Origin of the sequence: Sodalis sp. RH16 (assembly GCF_047324245.1) — a bacterium.
Classification (GTDB): Bacteria; Pseudomonadota; Gammaproteobacteria; order Enterobacterales; family Enterobacteriaceae; genus Acerihabitans; species Acerihabitans ligni.
This window is the reverse complement of sequence record NZ_CP178737.1, coordinates 700632-719344: the sequence shown is the minus strand read 5'-3', so window position 1 is coordinate 719344 and position 18713 is coordinate 700632. Positions and strand designations below refer to the sequence as shown.

Below are 18713 nucleotides of genomic sequence, written 5' to 3'. Positions count from 1 at the left end.
AGTCGCTTAGTGATGCTATTCATATTGTTGGCAACGTGTGCCGCCAGAGCGGATACCGTTAACAGCGCAACCAGCACCACGTCAACCGCAAGCAGTCTTCAGGATAAGTCTCTCCAGTCTCAGTCTCAGCAATCCTCCCAGCAATGGGGGCTAAGTGATACAGAGTGGCAGAAGTATCAGCAACTGAAACAGGGTAAGCGAGGGATCCAGTCTCCCGGGCTTGATCCGCTGACCACGCTGGGTGTGGAAAGCGACAGCGTTTCAGAACGCCGTCGGCTCGCAGAACTGTGGGTGAAAGAAGAATACCAGCGCACGGAAAAAGAACTGGCGTTCCAGCGGGAAGTTAACGCGGCCTGGAGCCGTCTGTACCCTAATGCGCTGTCGGTCAATATGGGGAACGCCTCTGGGCTTGCTCATGACACTAACGGCCGCATGGCGTTGTTTGTTCGCGACAACTGTGAACGCTGTGATGCGCGTCTCGCCGCCGTCCTGGCGGACAATCGCCCGGTTGATATCTACCTGGTGGGCAGTGATGGCAAAGATGACACGGTGCGCAAATGGGCGGTCAGCCACAACATTCCGGTGGACCGGGTCAGAAGTCGTCAAATCACACTGAATCACGATCGCGGCTTGTGGCTGACCTACGGTCAGGGGCAAATGCCGGTGATCCTGCAGCAAGGGGAAAACGGATGGCAACTCGCCGCATTCTGATGTCAGCACTGTTAATGCTGCCGCTGTGCGGCGTTGCGAAAAGCGTTCAGCCGCTTCAGCAAATTCCGCCCGCCTATCATCAGATTGCGGCAGCGGCACGGGTGCCGGCAGAATCCTTATATTCCCTGGCCCTGACCGAAAGCTCCCGGCGGCTTTCGTATGGCGAACGCCCGTGGCCCTGGACAATTAATGTGGCGGGCAAAGGCTATCGTTTTGAGACCCGCGAAGCCGCCTGGCAAGCCCTGCTGCAATTTGTCCGTAAATATCCGCTCAAACGCATCGATGTCGGTATTGCCCAGGTCAACCTGGGGTGGAATGGTCATCTGTTTACCTCCTTTTATGAAGCCTTCGACCCGTACACCAACCTGCGCGTCGCGGCCAATATCCTGCGAACCTGCTATGACGCCAGTCCGGGGAGCTGGATTAAAGCTGCTGGGTGTTACCACCACCCAGCCGGCGGTAAAGCCGCGGCTATCTATATAGCGATCGTGCGCCGTAAGCTCGACACCCTGGCCCCCGTTCAGCAGGCCTCTGACACACAATATCTGATGCCGACGCCGCTTAAGGGAGTTGCGCTGGCCAGTAATCAACTCACCTGGATAGAGCCCAAATGAAATTCTTAAAAATGATGGTATTGATGTGCGCTGTGGGGTGTTCAACGGCGGGGTATTCGGCGTTGACTGTGGTGGGAGACCTCGGGGGAGAGCCGACGGATACCTATTTTGATGCGGTGAATGACCAGCCCGGTGAATTTACGCCGCCGGAATCAGTGGCGCAGGCTCAGGTACCCGCGCAGGTCTCGGTGGCGACTGCATTACCTGTCCGCACGCCTGAGCTTTCACCCGGTGCCGTGACGCCCAGAAAGCTCACCCTCCCTGGGATGCCGCCCGTTTTTATTATCGGCGATGATGACCTGTCCAGACAGTGGCTGGCTCAGCGCAGGGTCGAGCTTACGCGTCTCAATGCCACGGGATTTGTGGTGAACGTTGCCGACCAGGACCGCCTGAAGGCTTTGCAGGCATTGCTCCCGGGAAGCGATATGGTGCCGGTTTCCGGCAGCGACCTGGCTCGCCGTCTGCAGATAACCCACTACCCGCTGATCATTACCGAGAAGGGGCTTGCACAATGAGTCCTGCACTTACAGGGGGCGAGTTTCTCAGTGCCCTGCGACAGGGCGCGCTGGGATGGTGGTTGAGCGTTCTGCTACTTCCTCTGGCATTCATGCTGCTGCCGTTTCTCTTCGGCACGGCAAGTCAGCGCCGCCACCGGCGTTATCAGCGTCAGGCCGAGCGTATTCTTGCCCGTCTCCCGCAACTGAGGGATGACGCTGCCAGGCTGGTTTACCTTCGAAAAATCAATCCCTATGTTTTTGAAGAAATGCTTATGACGGCGTTTGCCCGTCAGGGATGTCGGATAAAGCGAAATGCCCGCTACAGCGGCGACGGCGGGGTCGATGGTCAGGTCTGGATTAATGGCCAGCGCTGGTTAATACAGGCAAAACGCTATTCCAGCTGCATTTCATCCGGGCATGTCCTGGACTTTGGGGCGTTGGTACGTCAGGAGCGCTGTCGGGGATTCTTTGTGCATACCGGGCGAACCGGGGAGGTCAGCCGCGAAGCGTTGCGCGCCGTTCCCGACGTTTCGCTTATCAGCGGCAATCGTCTGTTAAAACTGCTGTCCGGTAACGCCGGCTGGCAATACATCGATCAGTGAGAGGCCGGTTATGACATCCCCTCAATCCTTTATTTCAAAATTCAATCGACTGCGACAGCTGGGCTTTGGTCGTCTTGAAGCATTTGCATTGCTTATGGTCGATCCATTTCGTTATGGGCTTAGGCTGTTTTGGCGGGTGTGTGTCGCAGTGCCTTTCTTCTTAATTGGTGCGTCGACGTTCGGCTTCTGGCTTTTCCTTCCTATGGGACAACTTGTTGACTTGGCCAGAATGGTTCTGGGAGATCACTACCTGATGAATCAAATAGGGAAGTGCGTCCTTCTCTTTAGCGTGCTGCTGGAGGGAATGCGCTACGTCTGGAGTATGAATGCGTCATTGCTAAAACCGGCAGTAAGTGCGGTAGAAACAGCAGAGGAAAAGGTCAGCAATAATCTGAAGGATAAGCAGCGATGAGCGACCGTTATGTCATGGAATCCCTTTTGCGACCTGCGGTAGAGCTGTATACGGCAGGGACCGCCTGGAGTGCAACCTACATCTGTCTAACGGCACCCTGGGCCGTTGCCCTGGCCCCTTCTGTCAGTTGGGTCACTGCCGCCGGCTTTGGCGTGTTGGCTCTTCAACGTACGCGGCAAGGGCTGCGTATCCTGCGTTATCGTCGTAATATTAAGCGGTTGCCGCGCTATGAGTTGAGCAGCCGGCAAATCCCCGTCAGCCAGCGGTATTTGTTTCTGGGGCGCGGATTTCATTGGACGCAAAAACACACGCAACGTCTGCTGGAGGCGAGGCGGCCTGAAGCGGAACATTATGTTCAGCCTTCCGTTATCTATCGCATGGCTCGCGACCTGGAGAAACGGCTGGAATACAGCCTGCCGTGGCTGTGTCGTCTTACGCAGACCGACTCAATATTCAATCCCGCACGGCCTTTACCGCCAGTGGGAGGCAGTCCTGTTTATCACGGTGTCGAACCTGATGAAAGTGACGTGCTGTATGACCTGGGTGAGCGGGTGGGGCATACGCTGGTGATCGGTACCACCCGTGTGGGTAAAACCCGTCTGGCCGAGGTGCTTGTTACCCAGGACATTCGTCGCGGTGATGTTACGGTAATGTTTGACCCCAAGGGGGACGCAGACTTGCTCAAACGCATGTATGCAGAAGCTCGGAGAGCGGGAAGGGAGAATGAGTTTTACGTCTTTCACCTGGGGTGGCCAGACGTCAGCGCACGGTATAACGCCATCGGCCGCTTTAGCCGCATCTCTGAAGTGGCCTCACGCGTCGCAGGGCAGCTGTCCGGTGAGGGGAACTCGGCGGCGTTTCGTGAATTCGCCTGGCGTTTTGTGAATATCATCACCCGGGCGCTGGTGGCACTTGGACAGCGTCCTGACTACACCCTTATCCTGCGCTACGTCACCAACATTGGTGAGCTCTATGAAACCTACGTAGAAAATATGCTGGCCTCGAAGGCGCCTCACCTGCTGATGCAGGTAGAAAATTTGCTGTCTTCGGGCATGCTCAAAGAAAAAGACTTGCCACGCAACATGCAGGGACAGGCCAACGCGCTGCGGGTATGGGCCATTGAGATGACATTGAGCACGGATGAAGGGAAGAAACTGTGGGATCCGGTACTGGACGGACTGCGGAGCGCAGTTCGCTATGACCGAACCTATTTTGATAAAATCGTGGCCTCCCTGTTGCCCCTGCTGGAGAAGCTGACCACGGGCAAGACGGCGGCGCTGCTGGCTCCGGATTACAACGATATGGACGATAAACGTCCCATCTTTGACTGGCAGGAAGTGATCCGTAAAAAAGGGATTGTGTATGTCGGCCTCGACGCACTCTCGGATTCGGAGGTCGCCTCGGCCGTTGGCAACAGCATGTTTGCAGATCTGGTTTCTGTCGCCGGCCATATTTATAAATTTGGTCTGGCAGATGAAACCGGCTCCGCTTCGCAAAAGAAAGTCCCTATCAATCTGCACTGCGACGAATTCAATGAGCTGATGGGGGATGAGTTCATCCCGCTTATCAACAAGGGGGGCGGTGCCGGTATCCAGGTGACGGCGTACACCCAAACTCTCTCTGATATCGAGGCCCGCGTAGGGAGCCGTGCGAAGGCGAACCAGGTTGTCGGTAACTTCAACTCACTGATTATGCTGCGGGTACGTGAGAACAGCACGGCGGAGCTACTGACCAAACAATTGCCAGAAGTCGATGTGTACAATAAAACCCTCACCTCCGGCGTGACCGACGTGTCGCGCCCTGGTGAGGGAACCGATTTTAACAGTAACGTGCAGGATCAGGTGACACTGGCCAGAATGCCGATGATCACACCGGCGGATATCATCAACCTGCCTAAGGGGCAGGCATTTGCCCTGCTGGAAGGGGGGCGGTTGTGGAAAATCCGGATGCCGTTACCGGGGAGCGGTAACGACCCGCTGATGCCGGAAAGCATCAGCCGCATCGCAGAATACATGCAACAGAATTATCGCACCGGCGAAACCTGGTGGACGGGCAGCGCCTTACCTTCTGATGCCCTGGCGGCATCTGCGGAGGGATAATGGCCGAGGAGAAAGTTCAGCAGAGACAGCAGACGGCTCCGCCCAAGCAGCCCGGTCTGTTCATTACCCTGTTCTGGCTGATGCCCTGGAAGGTGATTGGGATATTACTGGCCTCTCTTCTGGTCAGCCTGCTTATCGAGTATGCCGGCATGACGTTTATCTGGGCGGGTGAGGGGGCCGAACACAGCCGACAAGTCATGCTAACGGAAAGCGGTTATTTGTCTGAAGGCTTTACCCGCAGCCTGATACTCTCACAGCCGGTGACAGTCATCAGCGCGTGGATACAACAGGCGTACCAATGGATTTTTGTGGATACCGGATTTATCAGCTGGGTGAACACCGCCCGCAGTGTGCACAGTCAGGGCGGTACAGTAGAGACGCTTAGCCGGGCTGGTAGCTGGCTGGCGAGGGCATTGTGGGAATATTTACAGGCCACGGTGTATGTAACCATTATCTTCGCCATTCGCGTGGCTATCCTGGTGTTGTCAGTACCGCTATTTATCATGGTTAGCGTTATTGGCATTGTTGACGGCCTCGTTCGTCGGGATTTACGTCGCTACGGCGCTGGTTATGAGTCCAGCTTTGTTTACCATCACGCGAAGCGTTACGTGAAACCCGCAATGTACGGCCCCTGTATGCTCTATCTAGCCTGGCCAACGGCGGTATGGCCTAATTTGCTGCTGTTACCCTCGGCGATTATGTTGGGTTTTGTGCTGACGGTTGTTACGGGTGCCTTTAAAAAATACCTGTAAAAAACATCGCGTATTTTGGGTGAGCGTCGCGTGCTGAATCCGACGGGCTTCTGTTACCTTGTAATGAATGTTTCTTCCCCGCCTCTCCCTGAGGCAGTTTTATTAGTGAGAAAGGAATGAGAGTAAAAGACGACATCGCAGAATCACTGGAGCATAAAGGATGGTGGCACCGTGCAGCTCGTCGTTGGCTGGAAGTGCTTGACCTGACTGATGACGATTGTGCTCGAGAAGCTATTGCCAGGCGTCGAGATCATTGTTTTGGCATGGTAGGAGTTATATCTCCCGAGCAGCGCCGTAGGAAAAACCGTAAACAATATAAACAACAATGTCGATTTAATGAGGGATACTGATTTACCGTATAACAGCCAAGGGAAGTTCCTTCCAACTAGTTGTGTAAGCTGGCGATAATATCTCACAGCGCATTTTCCAAAAGGTTTCAACCAGTGAGCGAGATCCAATATCTGTGCTAACGAATAGTGTTTCTTCTTCAAAGGATCCCTGCATGCAAGCAACTTTTGTCCATTTTGACTGATTAGTATACATAACCATTCTAACTCAGTACTTAAAATTCCGGGGTATTGATTTATTCTATATTTCTATTATTCTAGAAATATAGAATTATGGAGATTGTAATGGAACTCAATGACGTCGCCAACGCGCTAAAAGAGCTTGGCCACCCAACCCGTCTCACCGTGTATAAGTCGCTTGTGAAGTCGGGGCATAAGGGCCTGCCCGTGGGTGAGTTGCAAAAACGCCTGGACATACCTGCCTCCACACTCAGTCATCATGTCGCTGCCTTGGTTGCGGTGGGGCTGGTACGCCAAAACCGGCAGGGCAGAACGCTGTATTGCTTACCGCAGTATGAGGTTCTGAACGAAATTATAGTCTTCTTTATCGACGAATGCTGCGCCGAGAAGGACCAAACCTGTTGAAGACACTACACAGAGAACGAAATATGTCAGATTCGATGAACGAACTTATCAACATTCAGCCTGAAATTTTCGATACCCATATCAGCACGGAAAGGCTCTCCCTGACCGCATGCCGCCATGCCCCGCGAATTTTGATGCTTTACGGTTCAGTACGAGAACGGTCATACAGCCGGTTAGCTACAGAAGAGGCTGCCCGCCTGCTTACGGCGATGGGCGCCGAGGTGAAAATATTCAATCCTTCCGGGCTCCCGCTTCCCGATGATGCGCCGGATACGCACCCAAAAGTCCTTGAACTGCGTGAGCTTGTGATGTGGTCAGAAGGTATGGTCTGGTGTTCACCTGAACGCCACGGTGCGATGACCGGCATCATGAAGGCCCAGATTGACTGGATCCCGCTATCGGTAGGCGCTGTTCGTCCTTCTCAGGGGAAAACCCTTGCCATTATGCAGGTCAGTGGCGGTTCACAGTCGTTTAATGCCCTGAATCAGATGCGCATTCTTGGCCGATGGATGCGCATGATCACCATCCCGAATCAGTCCTCCGTCGCCAAGGCGTTTCTGGAGTTCGATGAAAACGGCAGGATGAAGCCTTCCGCTTATTACGACCGCATTGTCGACGTGATGGAAGAGCTATTGAAATTTACGTTGTTAACCCGTGGTAATGCTGAATACCTGGTTGACCGTTACAGCGAACGCAAAGAAAGTGCCGCCGAATTGTCCGTCAGAGTTAACCAGAAAAGCATTTGAGAGCGTCACATCCTGCATGCAGTGGCGCGGCTGTGTAGCACGCGCAGCCATAGCCGGATAAATGCCTCAGATGAGTAAGTAGAGGTGTAATAATTCTCCTGTAATCTCCCGGTCTTTTCCCCAAGGAGCATTCCCGTTGGAACAGGTCATTGTAAAGGGCAGGGTGACGTTATTCGTGGGGTTAACCCAGCTGATTAACTGGGGCATTACCTTTTACCTGCTGGGCGCATTTGGTCAGGCTATCGGCAGAGAGCTGGGATGGACGCAGGTGATGACCTATTCCGGGCAGACGTTGTCCATGGGCATAATGGGGCTCACCTCGCCATTTTCCGGCAGAATATTGAAACACCTGGGCGGAAAAAAGATGATGGTCAGCGGCATCGTGCTGAACGCCACCGGATGTCTTTTGTTAGCGGCCAGTCAGGGGCCTCTGAGCTACTGGGCAGCCTGGGTTATCATGGGCGCAGGGATGCGATTGTCTCTTTATGACGCTGCCTTCGCCGTTCTGGTGGATATCGCGGGTCCATCGGCACGAAAATCCATGACGCAGGTAACGCTGCTGGGCGGTCTTGCTTCCGTGGCCTTCTGGCCGGTAGGTGCGTGGCTCTTAACGGTGATGGGATGGCGTGCAGGTACGGTTTGCTATGGGCTGTTTGCGCTGATGAGCCTTCTCTTACTCCGTTGTCTGCCCGATAAAATGTCATCGCCAGTGACTTCCGGTACCCAACCAGCCCCGTCACCCTGTGGGTTAGTCGACGACAATAACCGGTGGTCTGGCTGGATTTACGCCGCTCTGATGGCCTTGCTGAGCTTTTTATCCACGGGGATTTCCGCGCATCTCCCCGCCATGCTTGCAGGCTTCGGCGTACCGGTATTGATTGGCACACTCTGGGGTGTCGGTCAGGTCAGCGCCCGCCTGAGCGACGTTTTTATGGGCGCAAAAGGCTCGCCGCTTGGGCTGAATATGCTGGTGGGGGGAATATTGCCATTCTGTTTTGTGTTCAGTCTGTTCAGTTTCCACTCTACCGTAAGCGCTGCTCTCTTTGTATTAAGTTATGGTGCAGCCAACGGCCTGTCGACGCTGGTTAGGGCTACTTTACCTCTCGTTCTGTTCGATAAACATCAGTATGCAGACAAACTCGGTACACTGCTGATGCCAAGCTTTTTCCTTTCCGCTCTGGCACCGGCCATCTATGCCAGCCTGCTGGACGCCATGGGCATTTATGACACCTTGTTGTTTTCTCTGTCTGTGTCACTGATAATTACGGTCCTGAGTGTTGCTCTTTCGTTTAGGGAACGGTACAGGCAGGGTGCATGAGGTGAGAAAGCCGGGGAGAACAGGGCGTGGGTCTCAGCAGACTGTCTCGCAAGCAATGTTGAGGATTAATCGTCGCTTCCCCATTGTCGAAGCTGGACCTGAAGAGACATGCGTTCAATTTTATCAACGGGCAGGCTGACGAACAGCCGCAGCCGTGTGGCTATTTGTTTCTCAACCTGGATAAAACCCCGCATCTTCTCCTCTTCAGTGCCTTCAATAGCTGTGGGATCAGGAAATCCCCAGTGAGCTGTTATCGGCTGCCCAGGTATAGCCGGACAGCCTTCTCCGACGGTTTTGTCGCAAAGCGTAAAGATAAAATCCATGTGCGGGGCATCACTGCCGGTAAAATGCTCTAATCCCTTGCTGTATAACGATGACGTATCCATACCCTGCATGGTCAGCACCTCCAGCGTCAGCGGATGAGGTGCGTCCATCGGAGCGCTCCCTGCGCTGAACGCCTCAAATTTATCGCCGGCAATCTTATTGAGCAGAGCTTCGGCAAACAGGCTTCTGGCTGAGTTGCCCGAACACACGAACAGAACCCGATGTTTTTTCATAGCCATTCTTTAACCCCTTATGGAAGAGAGGCACCCCTTTGATGGGGTGCCTCTCTGTTTCACTCTGGTTTATTTAGAAACCCGCTTTCCCTGGGCGTCGACTACGGCTTCACCGTCTTCTTTGGTGAAGGCACCCTGCTGCGCGTCCGGGAGAATATCCAGAACGGCCTCCGACGGGCGACACAGCTTGGTGCCAAGCGGCGTCACGACAATAGGGCGGTTAATGAGAATGGGATATTGCAGCATGTAGTCCACCAGTTGCTCATCGCTGAACTTATCTTCAGTCAGGCCCAGTTGTTCATAAGGTTCGACATTTTTTCTCAGCAGTGATCTCACTGAAATCCCCATGTCGCCGATCAGCTTTATCAGCTCATCGCGGCCCGGTGGCGTTTCAAGATAGTGAATAACGGTTGGCTCAACGCCGCTGTTGCGGATGAGTTCAAGCGTGTTGCGCGAGGTGCCGCAGGCAGGATTATGATAAATCGTGATAGAAGTCATAACGGTGCTCTCTTGTGAGTAAGGCCCGCCGTGCCGTCACGGCAGGCGGGTAGCCAGGGATGAATTAATGGGCGAAAGATAAGCGTAAGGCAAGGGCGGCCAGCGTCACAAACAGTACCGGGAGGGTCATGACAATCCCGACCCGGAAGTAATAGCCCCAGGTGATCTTGATGCCTTTCTGCGACAACACGTGGAGCCATAGCAGGGTCGCCAGGCTACCAATCGGGGTGATTTTTGGCCCCAAATCACTGCCGATGACGTTGGCATAAATCATGGCCTCTTTGATCACACCCGCCGCGCTGCTGCCTTCAATGGACAGCGCGCCGATCAGTACCGTCGGCATGTTGTTCATGATGGAGGAGAGAAAGGCGGTCAGGAAGCCCGTGCCCAGGGTCGCCACCCACAGACCTTGCTCAGCAAAGCGGTCGAGGATCATTGACAGATAATCAGTCAGGCCAGCGTTGCGCAGGCCGTATACCACCAGGTACATACCCAGAGAGAAAATGACGATTTGCCATGGGGCGCCGCGGAGCACTTTGCCGGTGTTGATCGCATGACCGCGCTTTGCCACAATAAATAGAATAAGTGCACCCACCGCTGCGACGGCACTGACCGGCACGCCCAGCGGCTCAAGCCCAAAGAATCCTACCAATAGCAGCAGTAACACAAACCAGCCCGTTTTAAAGGTCAGAGGATCCTTGATGGCCTTGTGCGGCTCCGGCAATTTAGATACGTCGTAGGTGGCCGGAATGTCTTTACGGAAGAACAGGTGCAACATGACCAGCGTTGCCACGATAGACGCAATGTCGACAGATACCATGACGGATGCATAGTCGTTGAAGCCAATTTTGAAAAAGTCGGCCGAGACAATATTCACCAGGTTTGACACGATAAGCGGCAGGCTGGCACTGTCGGCGATGAATCCCGCAGCCATCACGAAGGCCAGCGTCGCGCCGCGGCTGAAGCCCAATGCCAGCAGCATGGCAATCACTATCGGCGTGAGAATGAGCGCGGCCCCGTCGTTGGCAAAGAGCGCGGCAACGGAAGCGCCGAGTAGGACAATGTAAGTAAACAGCAAACGCCCGCGACCATTACCCCACCGTGCGACGTGCAGCGCTGCCCACTCGAAGAAGCCTGACTCATCCAACAGCAGGCTAATGATGATGACCGCGATAAAGGTGGCTGTCGCATTCCACACAATGTTCCACACGACGGGAATGTCGCCAACGTGGACCACGCCGGAGACCAAAGCCAGCGCGGCGCCGATAATGGCGCTCCAGCCGATACCCAGACCTTTAGGCTGCCAGATAACTAACACAATCGTCAGAACAAAAATCGCTCCTGCTAACCACATACTTTCTCTCCTGCGCGGAACTGTTATGCCCGCACGCAATGCCGTTTATTATTGTTTTCCAGCGAGAATGCTAAGACGGTCAATACCGACCGGCTCATCTTCCTGTAGCGGGATCAATGCCAGACGTGTCGCAAGGCCTGACTGAACTTTCCTGATTTGCTCTACTTCATGTGCCGCGCGTATTTTGAGCAACGGGGACGTCGTACGTGCTGCGGCAAGGCTGTTGTTGATGATCCACGCCCACGGCTCAATACCCGCACGGCGAAGATCCTCCTGCAAATTGGCCGCCTCCAGCACCGGTGTCGTTTCAGGTAGCGTCACCAGCAGCACTTTAGTGCGTTCCGCATCCTGTAACTGCATCATCGGCGTAAGATAATGGCCGTTTTCGCCCATGCGCTTCGCCACTTCACGATGATACGCACCGGTGGCATCCAGCAGCAGCAGCGTGTGGCCCGTCGGTGCGGTATCCATCACCACAAAGCGTTTGCCGGCTTCGCGTATGACGCGGGAAAATGCCTGAAACACGGCAATTTCTTCGGTACACGGCGAACGCAGGTCTTCCTGCAGCAGGGCTTTGCCCTGCGCGTCCAGGCCCTTGCCTTTTGTCGCTAACACCGTCTCGCGATAGCGCTCGGTTTCGGCCTGCGGATCAATCCTGCTGACCTGCAGGTTTTTAAGCTGACCATGTAGCGTGTTTTCCAGGTGTGCGGCCGGATCTGACGTGGTGAGGTGAACGTCCAGCCCTCTTTCAGCAAGCCTGACCGCCAAGGCGGCGGCAAGCGTCGTTTTACCTACCCCCCCTTTCCCCATCAGCATGATCAGGCCGTGATCCTGGCGGGCGATGTCCTCAACCAGTGCATCGAGAGAGGGAATATCCGGAACCGCTTCGTCCTGCAGAAAAACTGTTGCGCCCCCGGATTTTTGTGTCTGGAAAAGGCCACGCAGCGCGTCAGGGCCCACCATGTTGACCGGCTGAAGCGCTAAGGTTTCGTGCGGTAAGGCCGCTAATGCTGGCGGAAGGCTTACTAACACGCGCTGCTCGCGTTGATAGAGAGACCGGGCCAGCGCATCTCCCGTGGTTGCGCTTTCAGGCAGCACGCCGTTGATGACCAGGGTCTGATTCTCCAGCCCAACCTGATGAAGCTCATCATGCGTGCGGGCGACCTCAAGCAGGGCAGAGGCCTGAGGACGAGCTACCAGAATCAGACGAGTCTTGGCGGAGTCGGCCAGAACCGACAGGGCATGTGCATAACGCTCACGCTGTTTTTCCAGCCCGGCAAGGGGACCGAGACAGGAAGCCCCCTCCGGATTTTCTGCAATAAAACTGCTCCAGGCACCGGGCAGTTGCAGCAGCCGGATAGTGTGCCCGGTAGGTGCCGTATCGAAAATAATATGGTCGTACTCCAGCAGCAGGGCGTCGTCCGTCAGTAAGCCGGTGAACTCATCAAAGGCGGCAATCTCCGTCGTACAGGCACCGGAGAGCTGTTCTTCAATACTGCGCACCACGTCGTCGGGAAGCACCCCCTTAACGGGATCGACGATGCGTGCGCGATAGAGCTGCGCGGCGGCTTGCGGGTCAATCTCAAGTGCAGTGAGGCCCGGTACGCTATGAATGTCGGTCAGTTGGTTACCAATGGTTTGACCAAAGACCTGCCCCACGTTTGACGCCGGGTCGGTGCTGACCAGTAAAACGCGTTTTCCCTGATCCGCTAGCGAAATGGCCGTCGCGCACGACAGGGAGGTTTTCCCGACTCCGCCTTTGCCGGTGAAAAAGAGAAACGTGGGGGGATTATTCATGAATTGCATGGAGGTATCCTTCTTCCGAATTAATGAGCTCAGCAGCAGTTCGTCTTGCCGCCGGTGCAGCAACCTGATGACGCGGCTTGTTCGCCCTCCAGGGCAAGGCCACACCATCGAGCCAGCTCCTGACGCGTCGGATAGCGGCCGGCCAGTGCAACGTTATTGTCGAGCAGAATCAACGGTAAAGATGAAGCCCCGGAATTCTCAAGAAAAGCTTTAACCTGAGTGTTATTTGCGAACGCCATAGGTTGCTGGGAAAGATTGAAGCGATTTACGGTGACACCTGCCTGTTTAAGCCAGTCACAGTCCGCGGAAAAGTTGACCAGGGCCTGATCAACTTCGCTGCCGCACACGCCCGTGTTACAGCACATTGCTGGATCAAAAACTGAAATGGTTTTCATGACCTTTCCTCTAAATGTCATTTAATGAGTGCGGTCAGCGTGGGCCGCACTTCTCATCGGCTGTGGTGGGGTTTAAATCTGGTTTATCGAATGTATTTTTCGCCTGAGATTACAGACAGACGGCCTTACCCCCGGTGGTATTCTGCTTGCGGGTAATGCTTTTTACCTGTGCAGTGATTTTGTCCTGCTCGCTCAAAAAGGCCTGCTCAATTATGGCCGCTGCCCATGCAGGCATATGCGGAGACAGGCGGTAGTAAATCCATTTTCCGTCCCGGCGATCTATGATGAGCCCGGTTTCTCTGAGCATGGCGAGGTGTCTTGAGATTTTTGGCTGCGACTCATTAAGCACACCGATGATTTCACAGACGCACAGTTCCCCGGCTTCTCTGAGCAGCATGACGATCGACAGACGTGTTTCATCGGACAGGTTTTTAAACAACAGAAGTGAAGACAGACTCTTCATAAGGTCTCCTTTGCATGATGGCGCCATGGTAGGGCTTGCTCAAAAAATGTCAATTACATATTTGAAATTTCGAATGTGTAATATCAGGCTTATAACAACTAGAATAATGAACCGAAGGAGCGGTATTACGGGAAGCGACAATGAAAAATCTATACAAAAGAGTGTGAGATAACATGGTGGAATAGTTCTTTTATCCACTGAGCGGCCAATCTTTTCACGAGTATGAAGGGAAAGCGTCCAAGCAGTTGGCTGCAGTAGTAAAAAACCGATCATGAACCACTGTGTTTTTTACACCGATAAAGCAACAGCATAATCTTGTTTTATGCAGAGGAGAGAAAGCGGCGTTATAGCTACCCATCATCACCGAGGTTGAGGCTACACGGAGAGCGCTCCTACTCTCGACCACCATAGGGATCCTGATCACGGTTTTGTTTGTTTCGTTACTTAAATTAAATTCCTTCACTTCTTTTTTTAATTTTCACCCCGCCATAAACACTTTCCTGCTGCTCTCCCTGTTCGGTTGCGTCAGTCTTTCCCCCGCAACCTTAAACACACAGGAGAGCGTCATGCGCCCAACCCCCGGACTCTGCGTACTGCTGCTGGCTATGTGCAGCTTCAGCACGTTCCCGACGCAGGCTTCCGAAAAAGACGAACTGGCCCTGGTGATGCGTCAGCTTGATCAGGTTCAGGCCGGACTGGACAGGGCTCGCGTCGTGGCCAACCAGAATGGTCAGGATGCCCGTTTCTACTTCGACTACCTCAGCGCAACCCGCGACATCACCACGATGAAGCAGGGCATAGCGCGCTATCTGGAACCTTCCCGCGCTCAACCTTCGATACCGATGTCAGTCACTGGCCAGTACCGCGGCGAGGAGGATCGCTGATGTCTATGACCTCTGCTCAGCAGTCTGGCTGGAGTGCCGGCACCGGCGGCGGCATGGAGCCGTCGGCGCTCAATTTGCTGATTTTAGGTCTGCTGGGGGCGGTACTGTTTCTGTTCGTTGCCTGGGTGCTGGTGACGGCCTATCGCGGCGTGTCTGACAAATCCATTCCCATGAGCAAGCTGCCAGAGTCGGCTATCCGCCTGGTGGTTCTGCTGCTCGTAACACTCTTCCTGTTTTTCCACTGAAGTAAGGATAATTCTATGAAATTAATGACATTTTTCCGTAACAAATTTTCCCTGCTGGCAGGCAGCACCCTGTTTTATATCGGTAATGCCCTGGCTGACCTGCCGCCCATTGAGCAGCCTTCATCAGGAGGCGGGAGCGGTACCTATGCCACCATCAAAGGCTATTTGCGCGACGGTCTGACGCTGGGCGGTCTGATTATTGCTGCCGTGGCCTTTATCGTTGTCGCTAATGCGGCAATCAGCTGCTTCCATCACGTCCGTCAGGGTAAGGCGACCTGGACGGAATTCGGCACCTTCGTGATTATTGGCGTCATCTTGCTGGTCGTCGTTATCTGGCTTGTCACCAAATCCAGCGACATCATCTGAGGAGGCGGTATGGCCGTGATCGAGTTTTTACCTGACCGTCTGAATACCCCGCCCGTCGTCTGGAGAGGCTTCACCGCCGGAGAGTTTCTTCTGGCGGCCGCGGTGGGTTTTGTACTCGGTATCCCGGTCTCTCTTCCTCTGGTCTTCATCCCCGCAGTCGGCTGGATTGCAATCCCGACCTGCATGCTGATTATGCCCATCATCGTGGTATTTATCGGCGGGCGCTGGGTCAGTAATTACAAACGCGGAAAACCAGACAACTATCTGTGGCGTCGGCTGGAGGAGCTGCGCGCCCGCGCCGGCCTTTTTCGGGGGCTGATCGTCCACAGCCAGGCATGGGCGCTGCGGCGTACGCGCCCGGTTAAACGGGGAGTTATTCAATGAGCCGTTTTCGCAATGCGGTGAGCGCACGCGACAATCATATTTTTACCCTTCGGCTGGTGTGCGGCATGTTGTTTGTCGCGCTGCTGACAACCAGCACCGGCTGGATGCTGGCACCCCGTAACCTGACCATCCACAATCCGCCCGATCTGCGGTCGGGCAGTACCAAAAAATGGTGGGAAGTGCCGCCGTCAACGGTATACAGCTTTGCCTTTTACATTTTCCAGCAGCTCAATGCCTGGCCAAAAGACGGGGAGGTGGACTATCCGGCAAAAATTGCCCAGATGAGTCCTTTCCTGACGCCTGCCTGCCAGGATTTTTTGAACAAGGATGCCGAATTTCGCACTAACAGCGGCGAGCTGAAAGACCGCGTGCGTGTGGTTTACGAGATCCCCAGGCGCGGTTACAGCAGTAAAAGCGTGGAGATCAAATCCGAGGATGAATGGGTGGCCCGCCTTGATCTGGTGGCGGACGAGTATTACCACACCGAACCGGTTAAGCGGGCGATGGTGCGTTATCCGATAAAGGTGATCCGCTGGGAGGGGGACCCTGAGCGTAATCCGTTTGGGCTGGCCATGGACTGCTATGACGGTGTGCCGCAGCGTCTGGAGGCGATGCCTGTCCAGGCACCGGAGAAGAAAACGGGGGTATTCCAGTGAAATTAAACATCCTGGTAGCCGGTGGGTTACTGATAGCAACGGCCGGTGCCGCCCATGCCGTGGAGCTGATGAAGTGGGAGCGGATCCCTCTGCAGATACCCCTCAACGTGGGGCAGGAGCGGATCGTGTTCGTGGACAAAAACGTGCGGGTGGGTTTTCCACCTTCCCTTAACGGCAAGCTGCGGGTGCAGAGCAGCGGAGGGGCGGTCTATCTGGATGCCACCGACGCTTTTCCTCTGACGCGCCTGCAGTTGCAGAACAAGGAAAACGGCGAAATTATCCTGCTCGACGTCAGTGCGGCGGCGGGGAAAGCAACCCGTGAGCCGGTTCAGGTGGTCTATGACGGTGAGGTGTCGTCAGCCTCTGCCAGCGATAAAACCCAGGTCAGCGGTGCCGGCAACAGCGGGCAGCCGGCAACCACGCAGGGGGAGGGGACAACAGAACGACGTAAACCCGCGAAGCTGAATGCGCCGCTACCTGTGGTGCTGACCCGCTATGCCGCGCAAAGCCTTTATGGGCCGCTGCGGACGGTTGAAGCGGTGCCGGGCATCAGTACAGTCGCCCTGAAATTACCGTCCCGGGTCACGACCCTTTATCCCTCAGCGCCGGTGATGGTCAGCCCGCTGGCCGCCTGGACCCTCAATGGTTACAGCGTGGTGGCTCTGCAGGTACGCAATACGTCGGCGGCAAAAGTCATTCTCGATCCCCGTGAACTGAACGGGCAATTTGTGTCGGCGACGTTCCAGCACCGGTGGTTAGGAAATGCCGGGACGCCGGAAGATACCACGGTATTGTATCTGGTGGTTGAAGGCCGTCCTGAAGGGGCTTTCCTGGCCGAGCCCGCCTTGACGCCCATTCATGCCAAAAAGTCCCGGAGCTCCCGTCAATGAAAATCAAATCCAATGGTTTAGTCAAACTCATGGTGCCTCTGGCCATCCTTGGCGCGGTGTTTATCGGCGTCAAATCCTGCTCATCAGGCGGTGGCGAGAAGAAAGCGCAGACCACGGCCGGAACGGTTGTGCCTGACCTGACGCCGGAGGACATGAAGGCCATGGGCATCGAGGGGGACACGCCGCAGGATACCCTGAGAACGCTGGTCGGCAGCCTGAAGACGGTGACCAAACGGCAAAATCAGCTCGATGCGGACAACAAAAGCCTGGCGGAGGAAAACAAGAACCTGAAGCAGACTAACCAGAACGTCGATGAGCGCATTAATCAGGCGGTGGTCAACGCGCAGTCCGTGGCTGACAAGGAGCAGAGCCAACTGAAGAACCAGGTGCAGGATCTGACGTCGAAAATTGGCGGCCTCATGCAGCAGTTACAGGAAAAAGGCAGCCGTACCCAGGAGACGGTGACAGGAAATTCCTCCACGGTCGGCAGCGATATCCCTGTGGGATTAGGCCTCGAGGGTGGCGGCACTCCCGCCTCCGCGCCTGGCAGCGACGGCCTCCAGTGGATTGAGCCGAAAGACGGCGTTGCCGTCGATGCCAGCGGCAAACCCGTGGGTGAGGGAAACACCAATGCCGCCAGCGGGTTCTCCTTTGCCACCTCTTTTATGGACGACAACGCCATTACCCGTCAGAAAGCGGAGCTGGCCAACAAAACGAATACCGGCCAGACGCTGAGCGGCAATAAAGCCGCCGAAGGGCCGGTAGACCCGGTGTATACCCTGCCTGAGAACTCTACCTTAATCGGCAGCCGGGCGATGACCGCGCTGCTTGGCCGCGTTCCCATCGATGGGAAAGTGACTGACCCTTACCCCTTCAAGGTGCTGATAGGAAAAGACAACCTGACCGCAAACGGCATCGATCTGCCGGATGTGCAGGGGGCTGTCGTATCCGGTACGGCGACGGGAGACTGGACGCTGTCGTGCGTGCGCGGCTCAGTGACCAGCATTACGTTTGTGTTTTCAGACGGTACCGTCCGCACCCTGCCAAGGCCTGCCGGGCAGGCTGACAGTCAGGGGGGAGGCCAGGGCGAAAGCAACGGGAGTGCGAGCAGTATTGGCTGGCTGTCTGATGAAAACGGTATTCCGTGCCTTTCCGGAGAGCGTAAATCCAACGCCTCGACTTACCTTCCGACGCTCTTTGCGCTGGGGGCCAGCAGCGCGGCGGGTGATGCCCTGGCTCAGAACCAGAACAGCACGCAGACCAACGGATATGGCGGGGTGACCTCTACGCTGACGGGGGATGCCGGGCAGGCCGTGCTGGGTAAGGCCTTGTCCGGGGGCATGCGGGATACGGCGGATTGGGTGAAAGCCCGCTATGGCCAAACCTTTGATGCCATTTACGTGCCGCCGGGTATGAAGGTGGCGATCCATATCACCAAACAGCTTGCCATTGATTATGAAGAGAAGGGCCGAAAGGTGAACTATGGCTTTAGCCTGAGCCAGGCCGGTACCGGTCTTGATTAATGGGGGATG

General features: G+C 55.2%; 25 protein-coding genes. 18 read left to right on the top strand and 7 right to left on the bottom strand.

From position 1 onward, the window contains the following. Positions 1-12: 12 nt before the first annotated feature. From ACL2XJ_RS03360 to ACL2XJ_RS03325, 8 genes are all read left to right on the top strand, one after another. On the top strand, positions 13-711 hold the full coding sequence (locus tag ACL2XJ_RS03360) for a TIGR03759 family integrating conjugative element protein (RefSeq protein WP_413725603.1): 699 nt from the start codon (positions 13-15) through the stop codon (positions 709-711). Next, positions 690-1325: a transglycosylase SLT domain-containing protein gene (locus tag ACL2XJ_RS03355; RefSeq protein WP_187514525.1), complete on the top strand. Its 636-nt coding sequence runs from the start codon at positions 690-692 to the stop codon at positions 1323-1325. Before ACL2XJ_RS03360 ends, ACL2XJ_RS03355 begins: the two co-directional genes overlap by 22 nt. Further along, on the top strand, positions 1322-1840 hold the full coding sequence (locus tag ACL2XJ_RS03350) for an integrating conjugative element protein (protein ID WP_413725602.1): 519 nt from the start codon (positions 1322-1324) through the stop codon (positions 1838-1840). Before ACL2XJ_RS03355 ends, ACL2XJ_RS03350 begins: the two co-directional genes overlap by 4 nt. Next, the gene (locus ACL2XJ_RS03345; protein ID WP_187514523.1) at positions 1837-2424 is read left to right on the top strand and encodes a restriction endonuclease; all 588 of its coding nucleotides are present in this window, start codon (positions 1837-1839) and stop codon (positions 2422-2424) included. Before ACL2XJ_RS03350 ends, ACL2XJ_RS03345 begins: the two co-directional genes overlap by 4 nt. 10 nt (positions 2425-2434) lie before the next feature. After that, complete coding sequence (locus tag ACL2XJ_RS03340; RefSeq protein ID WP_187514522.1) at positions 2435-2836, top strand: hypothetical protein; 402 nt, start codon at positions 2435-2437, stop codon at positions 2834-2836. Beyond that, positions 2833-4935 carry a type IV conjugative transfer system coupling protein TraD gene (traD, locus tag ACL2XJ_RS03335; RefSeq protein ID WP_187514521.1) on the top strand — a complete coding sequence of 701 codons (2103 nt, stop codon included), beginning with the start codon at positions 2833-2835 and terminating at the stop codon, positions 4933-4935. The genes ACL2XJ_RS03340 and traD overlap by 4 nt, the downstream gene beginning before the upstream one ends. Beyond that, the gene (locus ACL2XJ_RS03330) at positions 4935-5687 is read left to right on the top strand and encodes a TIGR03747 family integrating conjugative element membrane protein (RefSeq protein ID WP_187514520.1); all 753 of its coding nucleotides are present in this window, start codon (positions 4935-4937) and stop codon (positions 5685-5687) included. Before traD ends, ACL2XJ_RS03330 begins: the two co-directional genes overlap by 1 nt. Before the next feature lie 116 nt (positions 5688-5803). After that, positions 5804-6037, top strand: a complete 234-nt coding sequence (locus ACL2XJ_RS03325; RefSeq protein ID WP_187514519.1) for a PerC family transcriptional regulator — start codon at positions 5804-5806, stop codon at positions 6035-6037. A gap of 1 nt (position 6038) precedes the next feature. Here ACL2XJ_RS03325 and ACL2XJ_RS03320 read toward each other — a convergent pair whose 3' ends face one another. Next, positions 6039-6191 carry a DUF4113 domain-containing protein gene (locus ACL2XJ_RS03320; protein WP_413726843.1) on the bottom strand — a complete coding sequence of 51 codons (153 nt, stop codon included), beginning with the start codon at positions 6189-6191 and terminating at the stop codon, positions 6039-6041. A gap of 128 nt (positions 6192-6319) precedes the next feature. Here ACL2XJ_RS03320 and ACL2XJ_RS03315 point away from each other — a divergent pair, with 128 nt between their 5' ends. The 3 genes from ACL2XJ_RS03315 (at position 6320) to ACL2XJ_RS03305 (ending at position 8683) form a co-directional block, all read left to right on the top strand. Beyond that, the gene (locus ACL2XJ_RS03315) at positions 6320-6619 is read left to right on the top strand and encodes an ArsR/SmtB family transcription factor (protein WP_187514517.1); all 300 of its coding nucleotides are present in this window, start codon (positions 6320-6322) and stop codon (positions 6617-6619) included. 35 nt (positions 6620-6654) lie between these two features. Then, a complete protein-coding gene (gene arsH / locus ACL2XJ_RS03310) occupies positions 6655-7365 on the top strand; it encodes an arsenical resistance protein ArsH (protein WP_187514553.1) in 711 nt (236 codons plus the stop codon). A 136-nt stretch (positions 7366-7501) separates the two neighbouring features. Continuing rightward, entirely contained in the window at positions 7502-8683 is a 1182-nt protein-coding gene (locus ACL2XJ_RS03305; protein ID WP_187514516.1) for an MFS transporter, read from the top strand. Positions 8684-8748: 65 nt separating this feature from the next. On the opposite strand, the gene ACL2XJ_RS03300 is transcribed toward ACL2XJ_RS03305, so the two are convergent. From ACL2XJ_RS03300 to ACL2XJ_RS03275, 6 genes are all read right to left on the bottom strand, one after another. Then, positions 8749-9246 carry an arsenate reductase ArsC gene (locus tag ACL2XJ_RS03300; RefSeq protein ID WP_187514515.1) on the bottom strand — a complete coding sequence of 166 codons (498 nt, stop codon included), beginning with the start codon at positions 9244-9246 and terminating at the stop codon, positions 8749-8751. 63 nt (positions 9247-9309) lie between these two features. Next, positions 9310-9738, bottom strand: coding sequence for a glutaredoxin-dependent arsenate reductase (gene arsC, locus ACL2XJ_RS03295; RefSeq protein WP_187514514.1), 429 nt, complete (start codon positions 9736-9738; stop codon positions 9310-9312). 64 nt (positions 9739-9802) lie between these two features. Then, positions 9803-11092 (bottom strand): arsenic transporter, encoded by a 1290-nt coding sequence (locus tag ACL2XJ_RS03290; protein WP_187514513.1) that lies wholly within the window; start codon positions 11090-11092, stop codon positions 9803-9805. A gap of 48 nt (positions 11093-11140) precedes the next feature. Continuing rightward, entirely contained in the window at positions 11141-12898 is a 1758-nt protein-coding gene (arsA, locus tag ACL2XJ_RS03285; RefSeq protein WP_187514512.1) for an arsenical pump-driving ATPase, read from the bottom strand. A gap of 29 nt (positions 12899-12927) precedes the next feature. Further along, positions 12928-13293 carry an arsenite efflux transporter metallochaperone ArsD gene (gene arsD / locus ACL2XJ_RS03280; protein WP_187514511.1) on the bottom strand — a complete coding sequence of 122 codons (366 nt, stop codon included), beginning with the start codon at positions 13291-13293 and terminating at the stop codon, positions 12928-12930. A gap of 109 nt (positions 13294-13402) precedes the next feature. Then, complete coding sequence (locus ACL2XJ_RS03275) at positions 13403-13756, bottom strand: metalloregulator ArsR/SmtB family transcription factor (protein ID WP_187514510.1); 354 nt, start codon at positions 13754-13756, stop codon at positions 13403-13405. Positions 13757-14322: 566 nt separating this feature from the next. Here ACL2XJ_RS03275 and ACL2XJ_RS03270 point away from each other — a divergent pair. The 7 genes from ACL2XJ_RS03270 to ACL2XJ_RS03240 are packed head-to-tail and all read left to right on the top strand — an operon-like array spanning position 14323 to position 18704. After that, entirely contained in the window at positions 14323-14640 is a 318-nt protein-coding gene (locus tag ACL2XJ_RS03270; protein ID WP_187514509.1) for an RAQPRD family integrative conjugative element protein, read from the top strand. Beyond that, complete coding sequence (locus tag ACL2XJ_RS03265) at positions 14640-14885, top strand: TIGR03758 family integrating conjugative element protein (RefSeq protein ID WP_060435735.1); 246 nt, start codon at positions 14640-14642, stop codon at positions 14883-14885. The genes ACL2XJ_RS03270 and ACL2XJ_RS03265 overlap by 1 nt, the downstream gene beginning before the upstream one ends. A 15-nt stretch (positions 14886-14900) precedes the next feature. Next, positions 14901-15251 carry a TIGR03745 family integrating conjugative element membrane protein gene (locus tag ACL2XJ_RS03260; RefSeq protein WP_061552882.1) on the top strand — a complete coding sequence of 117 codons (351 nt, stop codon included), beginning with the start codon at positions 14901-14903 and terminating at the stop codon, positions 15249-15251. A gap of 9 nt (positions 15252-15260) precedes the next feature. Continuing rightward, entirely contained in the window at positions 15261-15635 is a 375-nt protein-coding gene (locus ACL2XJ_RS03255; RefSeq protein WP_187514508.1) for a TIGR03750 family conjugal transfer protein, read from the top strand. Then, positions 15632-16291 carry a PFL_4703 family integrating conjugative element protein gene (locus tag ACL2XJ_RS03250; RefSeq protein ID WP_187514507.1) on the top strand — a complete coding sequence of 220 codons (660 nt, stop codon included), beginning with the start codon at positions 15632-15634 and terminating at the stop codon, positions 16289-16291. The genes ACL2XJ_RS03255 and ACL2XJ_RS03250 overlap by 4 nt, the downstream gene beginning before the upstream one ends. After that, positions 16288-17181, top strand: a complete 894-nt coding sequence (locus tag ACL2XJ_RS03245; RefSeq protein WP_321187218.1) for a TIGR03749 family integrating conjugative element protein — start codon at positions 16288-16290, stop codon at positions 17179-17181. Before ACL2XJ_RS03250 ends, ACL2XJ_RS03245 begins: the two co-directional genes overlap by 4 nt. After that, on the top strand, positions 17178-18704 hold the full coding sequence (locus ACL2XJ_RS03240) for a TIGR03752 family integrating conjugative element protein (protein ID WP_187514506.1): 1527 nt from the start codon (positions 17178-17180) through the stop codon (positions 18702-18704). Before ACL2XJ_RS03245 ends, ACL2XJ_RS03240 begins: the two co-directional genes overlap by 4 nt. Positions 18705-18713: the final 9 nt, after the last annotated feature.